Source organism: Ruegeria sp. C6 (assembly GCF_056537625.1).
In genome coordinates this window covers 1352563-1365332 of the sequence record NZ_JBQFRW010000001.1, presented here as the reverse complement: position 1 = coordinate 1365332, position 12770 = coordinate 1352563, and the positions used below count along the sequence as shown (strand labels likewise).

At 57.1% G+C, this 12770-nt stretch carries 15 protein-coding genes; 11 read left to right on the top strand and 4 right to left on the bottom strand.

Annotation, left to right across the window (positions count from 1 at the left end; genetic code table 11):
- The first annotated feature begins 3 nt into the window (after window positions 1-3).
- Window positions 4-1308: an NAD-dependent dihydropyrimidine dehydrogenase subunit PreA gene (preA, locus tag ACR0MJ_RS06760; protein ID WP_480760054.1), complete on the top strand. Its 1305-nt coding sequence runs from the start codon at window positions 4-6 to the stop codon at window positions 1306-1308.
- Between the two features lie 51 nt (window positions 1309-1359).
- Here the strand turns inward: preA and ACR0MJ_RS06755 are convergent, their stop codons facing one another.
- Entirely contained in the window at window positions 1360-1506 is a 147-nt protein-coding gene (locus ACR0MJ_RS06755) for a hypothetical protein (RefSeq protein WP_480760051.1), read from the bottom strand.
- Between the two features lie 112 nt (window positions 1507-1618).
- Complete coding sequence (locus ACR0MJ_RS06750) at window positions 1619-2227, bottom strand: TetR family transcriptional regulator C-terminal domain-containing protein (RefSeq protein WP_170393378.1); 609 nt, start codon at window positions 2225-2227, stop codon at window positions 1619-1621.
- Window positions 2228-2398: 171 nt separating this feature from the next.
- Here ACR0MJ_RS06750 and ACR0MJ_RS06745 point away from each other — a divergent pair, with 171 nt between their 5' ends.
- The 10 genes from ACR0MJ_RS06745 to ACR0MJ_RS06700 all read left to right on the top strand — a co-directional run bounded on the left by ACR0MJ_RS06745 (window position 2399) and on the right by ACR0MJ_RS06700 (window position 11725).
- Window positions 2399-3649 carry a Zn-dependent hydrolase gene (locus tag ACR0MJ_RS06745; RefSeq protein ID WP_170563162.1) on the top strand — a complete coding sequence of 417 codons (1251 nt, stop codon included), beginning with the start codon at window positions 2399-2401 and terminating at the stop codon, window positions 3647-3649.
- A gap of 92 nt (window positions 3650-3741) precedes the next feature.
- Window positions 3742-5196 carry a dihydropyrimidinase gene (hydA, locus tag ACR0MJ_RS06740; RefSeq protein ID WP_170393377.1) on the top strand — a complete coding sequence of 485 codons (1455 nt, stop codon included), beginning with the start codon at window positions 3742-3744 and terminating at the stop codon, window positions 5194-5196.
- Window positions 5197-5251: 55 nt separating this feature from the next.
- Entirely contained in the window at window positions 5252-6049 is a 798-nt protein-coding gene (locus ACR0MJ_RS06735; RefSeq protein WP_170421163.1) for an ABC transporter ATP-binding protein, read from the top strand.
- A complete protein-coding gene (locus tag ACR0MJ_RS06730; RefSeq protein WP_170393374.1) occupies window positions 6049-6480 on the top strand; it encodes a GNAT family N-acetyltransferase in 432 nt (143 codons plus the stop codon). The genes ACR0MJ_RS06735 and ACR0MJ_RS06730 overlap by 1 nt, the downstream gene beginning before the upstream one ends.
- The gene (locus ACR0MJ_RS06725; protein WP_170405143.1) at window positions 6477-7394 is read left to right on the top strand and encodes an ABC transporter permease; all 918 of its coding nucleotides are present in this window, start codon (window positions 6477-6479) and stop codon (window positions 7392-7394) included. The genes ACR0MJ_RS06730 and ACR0MJ_RS06725 overlap by 4 nt, the downstream gene beginning before the upstream one ends.
- Window positions 7391-8236 (top strand): ABC transporter permease, encoded by an 846-nt coding sequence (locus ACR0MJ_RS06720; RefSeq protein ID WP_170421165.1) that lies wholly within the window; start codon window positions 7391-7393, stop codon window positions 8234-8236. Before ACR0MJ_RS06725 ends, ACR0MJ_RS06720 begins: the two co-directional genes overlap by 4 nt.
- A 59-nt stretch (window positions 8237-8295) precedes the next feature.
- Complete coding sequence (locus tag ACR0MJ_RS06715) at window positions 8296-9285, top strand: ABC transporter substrate-binding protein (RefSeq protein ID WP_170393369.1); 990 nt, start codon at window positions 8296-8298, stop codon at window positions 9283-9285.
- Window positions 9286-9446: 161 nt separating this feature from the next.
- Window positions 9447-10160 carry an ABC transporter permease gene (locus tag ACR0MJ_RS06710; protein ID WP_480753559.1) on the top strand — a complete coding sequence of 238 codons (714 nt, stop codon included), beginning with the start codon at window positions 9447-9449 and terminating at the stop codon, window positions 10158-10160.
- On the top strand, window positions 10153-10887 hold the full coding sequence (locus ACR0MJ_RS06705; protein WP_480760047.1) for an ATP-binding cassette domain-containing protein: 735 nt from the start codon (window positions 10153-10155) through the stop codon (window positions 10885-10887). The genes ACR0MJ_RS06710 and ACR0MJ_RS06705 overlap by 8 nt, the downstream gene beginning before the upstream one ends.
- Before the next feature lie 22 nt (window positions 10888-10909).
- Entirely contained in the window at window positions 10910-11725 is an 816-nt protein-coding gene (locus tag ACR0MJ_RS06700; RefSeq protein ID WP_480760044.1) for an ABC transporter substrate-binding protein, read from the top strand.
- Window positions 11726-11764: 39 nt separating this feature from the next.
- Here ACR0MJ_RS06700 and ACR0MJ_RS06695 read toward each other — a convergent pair whose 3' ends face one another.
- Together ACR0MJ_RS06695 and ACR0MJ_RS06690 are read right to left on the bottom strand one after the other, a co-directional pair.
- Window positions 11765-12637: a substrate-binding domain-containing protein gene (locus tag ACR0MJ_RS06695; RefSeq protein WP_480760042.1), complete on the bottom strand. Its 873-nt coding sequence runs from the start codon at window positions 12635-12637 to the stop codon at window positions 11765-11767.
- A complete protein-coding gene (locus ACR0MJ_RS06690; RefSeq protein WP_255612119.1) occupies window positions 12638-12763 on the bottom strand; it encodes a hypothetical protein in 126 nt (41 codons plus the stop codon).
- Window positions 12764-12770 lie beyond the last annotated feature (7 nt).

Genomic DNA, 12770 nt, shown 5'->3' with positions numbered 1-12770 from the left:
TAAATGACTGATTTAACATCAAACTTTATTGGAATATCAAGCCCGAACCCGTATTGGCTGGCCTCCGCGCCACCGACGGATAAGGAGTACAATGTTCGCCGCGCCTTCGAGGCCGGATGGGGCGGCGTAGTGTGGAAGACCTTGGGGGCCGAGGGGCCTCCGGTCGTGAATGTGAACGGCCCACGCTATGGCGCGATTTATGGCGCGGACCGCCGGTTGTTGGGGCTCAACAACATCGAACTGATCACAGATCGGCCGCTTGAGGTGAACCTTGAGGAAATGGCCCGCGTAAAGGCGGATTATCCAGATCGCGCCCTGATCGCCTCGATCATGGTGCCCTGTGAGGAGGCTGCTTGGAAGGCCATTCTGCCGCGTGTGGCTGAAACCGGTGCGGACGGGATCGAGCTGAATTTTGGCTGTCCGCACGGGATGAGTGAACGGGGTATGGGGTCTGCCGTCGGGCAGGTGCCGGAATACATCGAAATGGTGACCCGTTGGTGCAAACAGTATTACGACCGCCCAGTTATCGTGAAGCTAACGCCGAACATTACGGATATCCGCAAACCTGCGGCGGCGGCGAAGAATGGGGGCGCGGATGCGGTATCGCTGATCAATACGATCAACTCGATCACCAGTGTCAATCTGGACACGTTCAGCCCCGAACCCTCGATTGACGGTAAAGGCAGCCATGGTGGCTACTGCGGACCGGCGGTGAAACCAATCGCGTTGTCGATGGTGTCCGAGATTGCGCGGGCTGAAGCCACGCATAGGCTACCGATCTCAGGCATCGGTGGCGTCACCACTTGGCGCGATGCAGCAGAGTTTATCTCGCTGGGTTGCGGCAATGTTCAGGTCTGCACTGCAGCGATGACCTATGGGTTCAAAATCATCGATGAATTGACGGCTGGCTTATCAGAATGGATGGATGAGAAAGGCTATGCCAATATCGACGAAGTGATCGGACGCGCAGTGCCCAATGTGACGGATTGGCAATATCTGAACCTCAACTACATCGCCAAAGCGAAGATCGATCAGGATCAGTGCATCAAATGCGGTCGCTGTTTTGCAGCCTGTGAAGATACCAGCCATCAGGCGATTTCGATGTCGGCGGATCGGGTGTTCGAGGTTATCGACGAGGAATGCGTGGCCTGCAATCTTTGCGTGGATGTGTGCCCTGTAGAGGGGTGTATTTCCATGGAGCCGATGGCCGCCGGAGCGGTTGATCCGCGCACAGGCAAGGTCGTTGATCCTGAATATGCCAATTGGACGACACACCCCAACAACCCCATGGCGAAAGCGGCGGAGTAGTCAGAGATTTTTTGTCGAAAAATCTTGGCGGAGAAAATTCGGCGAATTTTCTCAGAACAGAATGTCGATGGGTCCGTTGTGGCAGATGATGACATATTGATTGGCGGTGCGGATCAAATAGTATCCGCGCCGTTTCACTTCAGCCTGAAAAGCCGCGTGACCAACCTCGCGTTCGACCCAAGCAACTAAGCGTCGCACAACAGCTCCCGTTCGAGCAGATCGGGACGAGAAAAGCTGGGTGATCCAAGGCTCGGGATCTGAGCGATACGTCATCATGCTCCAAGCTTTTCTCAATAGGGTTAAGCGTCTCTTAAGGTGTAAGCAGTTTTCGATAGAGCGTTTCCACGAACGGAACCGCGCCTTCGAAAGGGTCTTCTTCCCCAAGAATTGCCCGGACTTGAACATCGAAATCCGCATAATGCTGTGTCAGTGCCCAGATCGAGAAAATCAGATGATAGGGATGGACTCGTGCAATTTTGCCCTGAGCCATCCAGCTTGTCAGAATCGTGGTTTTTTCATCGACCAGTTTTTTGAGATCGCTGGACAAAGCTTCATGAATGCGCGGCGCGCCCTGAACAAGCTCATTGGCAAAGAGGCGGCTCTCGCGAGGCAGGTCGCGGCTCATCTCAAGCTTGCGTTGGATATAAGACAGTATTTCTTCCAGCGGGTCGCCATCCTCATTCAACGCGTGCAGGGGAGCGAGCCAGACTTCAAGCAGTCCCGACAACAGGGCTGTATGGATCGCTTCTTTCGATGGAAAATAATAGAGCAGGTTGGGCTTGCTCAGCCCCGCCTCAGCTGCAATTTGGTCGACGGTTGCGCCGCGAAAACCGTGGGCTGAGAACACATTCAGGGCCGCCTCGAGAATCGCTGCTCGGTTCTTTTGCTGAATCCGGGTTGGGGCGCGGTCTTTGGGCATGTTCACCTGTTGTCCTTTTTTCGGCCAGTTGGGCGTCAATTATGTCGAAAATTCCGGCAGGCCACTGCAATTTCTTGACTGATGTCGAACCCGTGATAGCGTGAGTTTGACCAGATGGTCAAATCAAGACACCAAAAGCGAGCCAAATCGCAAGCAACAGGGAAGAACATGATGGCAGCTCCGGCGCAGAATCTCAGGATCAATGGCGACAGGTTATGGGACAGCCTGATGGAGATGGCCAAGATCGGCCCAGGCGTCGCGGGTGGCAACAACCGTCAGACGCTAACGGACGAGGACGCCGAAGGGCGCGCGCTGTTTCAGAAATGGTGCGAGGATGCCGGTTGCTCGATGGGGTTGGACCAGATGGGCAACATGTTTGCCCGACGAGAGGGAGCGGACCCCGAGGCACTGCCGGTTTATGTAGGGTCGCATTTGGATACGCAGCCCACAGGTGGCAAGTATGATGGCGTTCTTGGCGTGCTTGGTGGGCTGGAGATCATTCGCACGCTGAATGACCTAGGCATCAAGACCAAGCACCCTATTGTGGCCACCAATTGGACCAACGAAGAAGGGACGCGATATGCCCCGGCGATGTTGTCTTCGGGGGTGTTTGCCGGAATGCACACTCAGGACTGGGCTTATGCACGTGAGGATGCCGAAGGAAAGAAGTTCGGAGATGAATTGAACCGCATCGGTTGGCGCGGCGATGAAGAGGTTGGTGCGCGCAAGATGCACGCTTTCTTTGAGTTGCACATTGAACAGGGCCCGATTCTGGAAGCTGAGGGTAAGGATATTGGCGTTGTAACCCACGGTCAGGGTTTGAGCTGGACCCAGGTTACCGTGACCGGCAAGGATGCGCATACTGGGTCTACACCGATGCCGATGCGCAAGAATGCCGGGCTGGCGATGGCGCGTATTCTTGAGAAAGTGGACGAGATTGCATGGTCGCATGCACCTCATGCCGTGGGTGCGGCGGGGCATATCGATGTCTATCCGAACTCACGCAATGTGATCCCTGGAAAGGCAGTGTTCACGGTCGATTTTCGCTCGCCCGAGTTGGACGTGATCACTGATATGGAGAACCGTCTGCGGGTCGCAGCTGAAGACATCGTCGAAGAGATGGGGCTGCAGATCGAATTCGAGAAAGTGGGCGGTTTTGATCCAGTGAAGTTTGATGAGGGTTGCGTGGCGGCGGTGCGCGATGCGGCTGAGCGGTTGGGGTATTCGCATACGGATATCATCTCGGGCGCCGGGCATGATGCCTGCTGGATCAACCGGGTAGCGCCAACGGCGATGGTGATGTGCCCATGCGTTGATGGGTTGAGCCATAACGAAGCTGAGGAGATCAGCAAGGATTGGGCTGCAGCCGGGGCGGATGTTCTGTTGCATGCGGTCGTCGAGACGGCTGGGATCGTGGAATAGGGGGCTCTGCCCCCGTCGCCCGATGGGCGGCTCCCCCGGGGTATTTTTAGCCAGATGAAGCAAGCGGCGCAGACCGCATCAGGGAGTTTAACATGAGCACTGTAATCAAGAACGGAACCGTTGTGACCGCTGATCTGACCTATAAGGCGGATGTAAAGGTCGAAGGTGGTGTGATTACTGAGATTGGGCCGGACCTGCGTGGTGATAAGGAACTTGATGCATCGGGCTGTTATGTCATGCCCGGAGGGATCGACCCGCACACGCATCTGGAAATGCCGTTTATGGGAACCTATTCCAGCGATGATTTCGAAAGCGGAACACGCGCAGCGCTGGCAGGCGGGACCACGATGGTTGTGGATTTCGCGTTGCCTAATCCGGGCGAAAGCCTGTTGGACGCCCTGAAGCGTTGGGACAACAAGTCTACGCGCGCGAACTGTGATTATTCGTTCCATATGGCGGTGACCTGGTGGGGCGAGCAGGTGTTTGACGACATCAAAACCGTCATCGAGACGCGTGGCATCAATACGTTCAAGCATTTCATGGCCTATAAAGGCGCGCTGATGGTGAACGACGATGAGCTGTTTGCTTCGTTCAAGCGTCTGGCCGAGTTGGGTGGCACCGCGATGGTTCATGCCGAGAATGGCGATGTGGTTGCAGAACTGAGTGCGAAGCTATTGGCAGAAGGTAATACCGGGCCAGAGGCGCATGCCTATTCCCGCCCGCCACAGGTGGAAGGTGAGGCAACCAACCGCGCGATCATGATCGCGGATATGGCGGGCGTACCGCTTTATGTGGTGCATACTTCCTGTGAGGAGGCGCATGAGGCTATTCGACGCGCCAAGATGCAGGGCAAACGGGTTTGGGGCGAGCCTTTGATCCAACACCTAACATTGGATGAAAGCGAGTATTTCCATCACGATTGGGAGCATGCGGCACGGCGAGTCATGAGCCCTCCGTTCCGGAATAAGCAGCATCAGGACAGCTTGTGGAACGGTTTGCAATCGGGAACTCTGAGCGTCGTGGCCACGGACCATTGCGCCTTTACGACCGAGCAGAAACGATATGGCGTGGGTGATTTCACCAAAATCCCGAACGGGACCGGAGGGCTGGAGGATCGGATGCCGATGCTTTGGACGCATGGGGTGAATACCGGGCGATTGACGCCGAATGAGTTCGTGGCTGTTACTTCAACTAACATCGCCAAGATATTGAATTGTTATCCGAAAAAAGGTGCGGTTCTCGTGGGAGCGGATGCTGATCTGGTGGTTTGGGATCCGGATAAGGCCAAGGTGATCTCGGCTGATACGCAGCAGTCGTCGATCGACTACAACGTCTTCGAGGGCAAAGAGGTGCGAGGCCTGCCCCGGTTCACGCTGACCCGCGGTGCGGTGGCTGTACATGATGGCGAGATTCAGACTCAGGAAGGGCACGGGAAGTTCGTTGCGCGCGAGGCCAACACCCATGTGAACAAGGCGCTGAGCACCTGGAAAGAGTTGACAGCGCCCCGGCCTGTTGAGCGGACAGGTATACCGGCAACGGGTGTATAAACCCCTTGGGTCGCCTTTCTGGCGATCCGGGTCTGAGCTTCTTCAAGGCAATGGAATGAATACAGAAAATACTACTCAGCCCGTTATTGAGGCAAGGCAGCTGGATCTTACATTTCAGACGAATGATGGGCCTATTCATGCGCTGAAAGATGTGAACTTGTCGATTGGCAAGGGGGAGTTCGTTAGTTTTATCGGCCCCTCGGGCTGCGGCAAGACGACGTTCCTGCGCTGTATCGCAGCGCTGGAAACACCGACCGGCGGGACCCTGACCGTGAATGGCATGACGCCTGACGAAGCACGGCGAAAGCGCGCTTATGGGTATGTGTTTCAGGCGGCCGGGCTCTACCCGTGGCGGACCATTGCAAAGAACATCAAGCTGCCGCTTGAGATCATGGGCTATTCCTCTGCCGAGCAGGAGGAACGCGTTAGAAAGGTTCTGGAACTTGTTGATCTTGATGGATTTGGCGGTAAGTTCCCCTGGCAGCTCTCGGGCGGGATGCAACAGCGGGCCAGTATAGCGCGGGCCTTGGCATTTGATGCGGATATTCTGCTGATGGACGAACCGTTCGGTGCGCTGGATGAGATTGTGCGCGACCATCTGAACGAACAGCTTCTGGCATTATGGGCGCGCACCGAGAAGACCATCGGTTTCGTAACACATTCGATCCCCGAAGCGGTGTATCTCAGCACCAAGATCGTGGTGATGAGCCCTCGTCCCGGCCGGATCACGGATGTGATCGATAGCCCTCTGCCGAAAGAGCGGCCTTTGGATATCCGTGACACGCCCGAGTTTATCGAGGTCGCCCACCGCGTGCGAGAAGGATTGCGAGCGGGTCATGGGGATGATGTGTGATGGCGGATAAAGGCATCAGACGGGCATCCCGCGAAGATGTGGGGGATTGCGCGCGCATCATCGCGACCTGGGCCGCCCAGACCGATTGGATACCCGAGGAATTGCCAGAAGAAAAGCTGGCGGATCTGATCCTTGAGGCGTTTCCGAACAGGGACATCTGGATCGCAGGTGATCCGATTGATTGCTATATGTCTGTCGATCCGGTCGAACATAAGGTTGGTGCGCTGTATTGTTTGCGCACTGGGCAGGGCATCGGCAAGCAATTGCTGGATAAGGCGAAGGAGGGGCGCGACCATCTTTGGCTGACCACACATGTGCCAAATGTCGACGCGCAACGGTTTTATCGGCGCGAGGGCTTTGTTGAGACGGGAAGAGAGCCTCCGGTGCCACCTGACACGGTGCCTGTCATTCGGATGGAGTGGCACGCATGAAGCAGATCATTGCAGTCCTCACCGTGATCGCCGCCATTGTCGTTGTCTGGTACGCGGCCTGTATTCCTATGAATATCAAAGGGGTTCTGACTGAACAGGAGCGCGCGGGTGCTGAAGTCCAACCACCTTCAGCCAAGGATCGCCGGGACATGGGGGAGATCGGTCTGGCCTTGAACAACGCGTTTGCAATCCCAGCCACATGGGAGCAGGACCGCCCGCGGCTGCCTGCACCGCATCAAGTTGGGATTGAGCTGTGGGAAACCACGATTGAGAAAAAAATCACCTCGAAACGCTCTCTGATTTATCATGGCTGGGTCACGCTGAGCGCCACGATGCTGGGTTTTGCTATCGGAACCGGGTTGGGCATCCTACTGGCGGTCGGGATCGTGCACAGTCGGGTGATGGATCTGTCGGTGATGCCCTGGGCGATCGTCAGCCAGACCATTCCTATCATTGCGCTGGCTCCGATGATCATTGTCGTTCTGTATTCTGTCGGGGTTCAGGGGATCATTCCTAAGGCGATCATTTCGGCGTATCTGAGTTTCTTCCCCGTCGTCGTAGGCATGGTAAAAGGGCTGCGCAGCCCGGATGCTATGCAGTTGGATTTGCTGCGAACCTACAATGCCAGCCGTTCGCAGGGGTTTTGGAAACTGCGCCTGCCGGCCTCGATGCCCTATCTCTTCACATCGCTGAAAATTGGCGTCGCTGCTTCGCTGGTCGGGGCCATTGTTGGAGAACTGCCGACCGGGGCTGTTGCCGGGTTGGGTGCACGGCTGCTGGCCGGTAGCTACTATGGCCAGACGGTACAGATCTGGTCGGCGCTGTTTGCTGCGGCCATTCTCGCCGCCTGTCTCGTCGGGTTGCTGGGGCTGATCGAGCGGACCGTCCTGAAGCGAATGGGGATGGCACAATGATACCTATTCTTGGTGCAATCGCTGTCTGGTTATTGGGCTGGTGGTTGAACAGCCGTCTGGCCAGCGGACCCTATTCTGACACACGGATGGTGCGGTTTCTTGCGCCCCTGATCTTCGGTCTGACCGTGATTGGCATCTGGGAGCTGGTGGTGCGTGGACTAGAAGTGCCCTTGGTCATTCTGCCTGCGCCATCAGTCATCTGGGACCGTTTCTGGGACAGTTTGCCGACACTTTGGGCTGACTTTGTTCAAACGATCATCAAGGGAGCACTCAGCGGCTACATCATCGGCTGCGGTTCGGCCTTTCTCATGGCAATTGCCGTGGATAGATGGGATTTCCTGCGCCTCGGGCTTCTTCCCGTCGGCAACTTCGTTGCAGCGCTGCCGATCGTGGGCACCGCACCCATTCTAGTGATGTGGTTCGGGTTCGACTGGCATTCCAAGGCGGCGGTCGTCGTAGTGATGGTGTTCTTCCCGATGCTGGTGAACACGGTGGCAGGGCTGCGCGAAGCCACAACGATGCAGCGCGATCTGATGGAGACCTATGCCGCCACCTATTGGCAGAGCTTCCTGAAACTTCGCCTCCCCGCCGCGATGCCGTTTATTTTCAACGGGCTAAAGATTTCTACCACTCTGGCGCTGATCGGCGCTATCGTGGCTGAGTTCTTTGGCTCCCCCACATTGGGCATGGGCTTTCGGATATCGACCAGCGTCGGGCAATTGTCGCTGGATATGGTGTGGGCCGAGATTGTGGTGGCCGCGCTAGCGGGGACGGCCTTCTATGGCGTAGTGGCGATGATCGAAAAGGCGGTGACCTTCTGGCATCCGTCGCAGCGAGGATAAAGGAATAACTCAACAGACCCCATAAACGGGGCAAACATAAGCAACTAGGAGATATGAAGATGAAGAAGCTACTCAGTGGGGCGGTTGCGGCCTTTAGCCTGGCAGCCAGTGCGACACTTGCTGCGGATGAGGTGACACTGCAATTGAAGTGGGTCACGCAAGCGCAGTTTGCGGGCTATTATGTGGCAAAAGATAAAGGGTTCTACGAAGAAGAGGGGCTGGACGTCACCATTCTGCCCGGCGGTCCTGATATTGCGCCTACACAGGTGATCGCAGGTGGTGGAGCAGACGTTACGGTGGAATGGATGCCGGCTGCACTTGCTGCGCGCGAAAAGGGTCTGCCTCTGGTGAACATCGCACAGCCTTTCAAGAGCTCGGGCATGATGCTGACCTGCTGGAAAGATGCGGGGATTGCCTCGCCCGAAGATCTCAAAAATCGCACGCTGGGAGTCTGGTTCTTCGGCAACGAATTCCCGTTCATGAGCTGGATGAGTCAGCTGGGAATCGGTACCGATGGCAAAAGCGACAGCGGTGTCGAAGTGCTGAAACAAGGCTTTAACGTCGACCCGCTGCTGCAGCGTCAGGCCGATTGCATCAGCACCATGACCTACAATGAGTATTGGCAGGTTATTGATGCCGGTGTCACGCCCGAAGAACTGGTAACCTTCAAATACGAAGATCAGGGCGTCGCGACGCTTGAGGATGGTCTATATGTGCTTGAAGAAAATTTGAGCGATGCGGCCTTCACCGACAAGATGGAACGGTTTGTCCGTGCCTCGATGAAGGGTTGGAAATACGCCGAAGAGAACCCGGATGAAGCCGCCGAGATCGTTCTCGAAAACGATGCGACCGGTGCCCAGACCGAGGAGCATCAAAAGCGCATGATGGGCGAGATTGCCAAGCTGACCGCAGGGTCGAACGGGGCGCTGGATCCAGCCGATTTCGACCGCACGGTTGATACCCTGCTGGCGGGTGGATCTGATCCGGTTATCACCAAAAAGCCTGAAGGGGCATGGACACATCAGATCACCGACGCTGCGCTGAACTGAACCAGCTACAGCAAAAGACGTGCCAATCAAACGCGGCCCTGACGGGGCCGCGTTCTTAGTTTTGAATGTCGAATTTGTGCCTGTACTTGCTGGCCAGAACCTTTAGTATTTCCCTGTAATTTATAGCATTTTGTAACAGCATAGGGTATGAATGGTAGAATATGCAGGGATTTGCATCAGAATTCACCCAAGCGCTCTCGCTGATCCTCGAAGGGGATGCAGAGCTGTGGGCAATTGTGTTGTTGTCGCTGCGTGTTTCGATCTTTGCTGTTCTGATTTCGGCGGTCATCGGGATGCCTATTGGGGCAGCTTTGGCCGTCGCGCGGTTTCCGGGACGGCGGGCGCTGATTATCCTTGTGAACGCTCTGATGGGGTTCCCACCAGTCGTCGTCGGTTTGCTGGTCTACCTGATGTTGTCCCGATCCGGTCCTCTGGGGGTGCTGGAACTTCTCTACACCCCCACCGCAATGATCATAGCGCAGGTGGTGCTGGTGACGCCGATCATGGCCGCACTTACCCGGCAGGTGGTCGAGATGCTGGCCGAGGAGTATTCTGAACAACTCAGCTCGCTCGGCGTATCGCGGTTGGCTTCGATCCCGGTGCTGTTGTGGGACGCGCGTCTGGCTCTTGTCACCGCATTACTGGCTGGGTTTGGCCGGGCAATCGCCGAGGTAGGCGCGGTGATTATTGTCGGCGGCAATATCAATCACGTGACGCGCGTGATGACGACCACGATTGCGCTCGAAACCTCGAAGGGGAATTTGGCGCTGGCGCTGGCCTTGGGTGTGATCCTGATCGGTTTGGCCGTGGCAGTAAACGCGATGGTTAGCGCGTTGACCCTGCGGGCCGAGCGGGAAGGGCTGCGCCATGCGTGATGTCCTGACCGAGGCGCCGGGCATGTTGGAGGTCCAAGGGTTGCACATTGCGCGCGAAGGCAAGGTGCTGCTCGATGTCCCGCATTTGTGTTTGGATGGCCCGGGTCCGACCATGATCTTGGGCCCAAACGGCGCTGGCAAAAGTCTGTTGCTGCGTTGTCTGCATGGTCTGATTCAACCCGACAGCGGGCGTGTCTGTCAGGACGGTGTCGTGTTGAATGCAGCCCACAAAGCGCGGCAGGCGATGGTGTTTCAAAGCCCCGTGTTGCTGCGCCGCTCGGTCGCGGCCAATCTGGACTTTGTGCTAAAGCGGAATTCGATGCCCCGTGCCTTGCGCAGGCATCGTATCGAAGCTTTGCTGGCCGAAGGAGGACTGGATGGTAAAGCACGTCAATCCGCGCGTTCGCTGTCTGGTGGCGAGGCGCAAAGGTTGGCGATCCTGCGCGCGTTGGCCTTAGACCCCAAGACCTTGTTCCTGGACGAACCCACCAGCGCATTGGATCCAAGTGCTATGCAGATGATCGAACGGATGGTCTTGCGCGCCTCGGCCCGGGGTGTGCGCATCGTGATGGTGACGCATGACATCGGGCAGGCGCGGCGCCTGGCATCTGACATCGTGATGATGCAGGCAGGGCGTGTGGTGGAACACGGAAGGGCGCAGCAGGTTCTGGAAGCCCCCAAAAGCAACGAGTCGCGCCGGTATCTGGCTGGCGGTCTGGTAACCTGATGAACAGAGATGGAGACTTCGAATGATCCCTGATTTCGTTCGGGCATCAATTGTCGCGCTTGGGCTGACCGCAGGCGCAGGTTTGGCCGAAGAACCCTTTATCGTTGTGCAATCAACGACCTCGACGCAGAACTCGGGTCTGCTGGACTATATCCTGCCAGGGTTTGAGGCTGAAACAGGTATCGATGTACGCGTTGTAGCCGTCGGGACCGGTCAGGCAATCAGGAATGCAATCAACGGGGATGGCGATGTTCTTCTGGTTCATTCCAAGCCCGCCGAAGAGCAGTTTGTAGCAGACGGTTGGGGCGTCGAACGGTTCGATGTCATGTACAATGATTTTGTATTGGTTGGCCCGAAATCTGATCCAGCCGAAATTGCCGGTGGCAACGACATTGTAACCGCTTTGACCGCTTTGGCCGAAGCGAAACTGCCGTTTGCCTCGCGCGGTGATGATAGCGGCACTCACAAAGCCGAGATGCGCTATTGGGAGGCGACAGGCGTTGACCCGACGGAGGCCTCGGGGACTTGGTATCGCGAGACCGGATCGGGGATGGGGGCAACGCTGAACGTGGCCAGCGGCATGGACGCGTATGCTCTGACCGACCGGGCGACTTGGTTGTCTTTCGGAAACCGGGGCAATCTGGAGGTCTTGGTCGAGGGCGATCCGCGCCTGTTTAACCAATATGGTGTAATCCTTGTGAACCCTGAAAAGCACACAGGCGTCCGCGCCGCTGCCGGGCAGAGGTTCATCGACTGGCTGACCGGTCCTGATGGACAGGCGGCGATTGCGTCTTACACGCTGGATGGTGAGCAGTTGTTTTTTCCAAACGCACAGTAAGTTCGCCTCGGGTTGGCGCAACAAGGAATGGACGACGGATCAGCCACTGGCGCCGTTGTGGTGGATCCGACCCAGATTTGCGAGATCATAGCCGCCTAGTTCATCAGCGCGTTCGATAAAACGCTCGGATTTCAAAAACTGGGTCAGCGTCTGCATGGGGGCCTCGAAGAAGGCGCGGCGCCAGATTGCAAGGTCCAGACGCTCGGAATGGGTGGGCATGAAACTCAGCCCATACGGGCGCGCCAGTGCACCGAGGCCAAAACCAACCTCTGCCTTGCCGTCACGCAGAGCGGTGGCCAGTTCTTCCTCGGTGCGGGCGCAAACAGGCAGGGTGTTCAGATCATCACGACCCAGACCGTGGGCGTCGAGCAGTGCATCGAACAGACGCTGGCTGGCGGCGCTGTCTTGCCGCAGAATGATCCGTCTGCCTTTCAGATCCTGAAACCCCGAGATGTCCGAGGTACCGGGTGCCAGCAACAGGCCGCGCTGCCGGTTGGCAATCTGGTAGAGGATCACAGGTGCTTCGCCAATCGTGTCGCGCAGGGTCTGAGTGTTGAAGCCTTCTGGTTCGTGGATATGCAAGGCCGCCGCCTGTGCGCTGCGCTCCGCAAGACGATTCAGCCCGTCGAAAGACCCATCATAGTAAGTCGCAAGCCCAGAGCCGCTTTCCCGCAAAGCCCAGTCCAGCAGGGGATCGTGGCTACCTGCCACGATCGGCGGCAGGGGTGGTTCGACGACATCGGGGCCAGAGCGTGAGGCGTTGAGCCACGCTATGATCTCGGCTTTTGGGAACAACAGCTTGCCCATGGCGCGTACACAGGGGATTTCGCCCGAGGATGCCAGATCATAGGCCTTCCGCTCACCAATGCGCAGCAGATCCGCCAATTCGCGGGTGGTCAGGTACTGCGGCATTCAGTCGAGGCGTACAGCCGAACCGGACGTCTTGTCGGCGGCGCTGAAACCGAATTGATCCAGCGTGTAAGGAGCGGCGACAGTGATCACGACCATCGCGGCGACGGCGGTCAGAAAGGCTTTCATGTTCTCC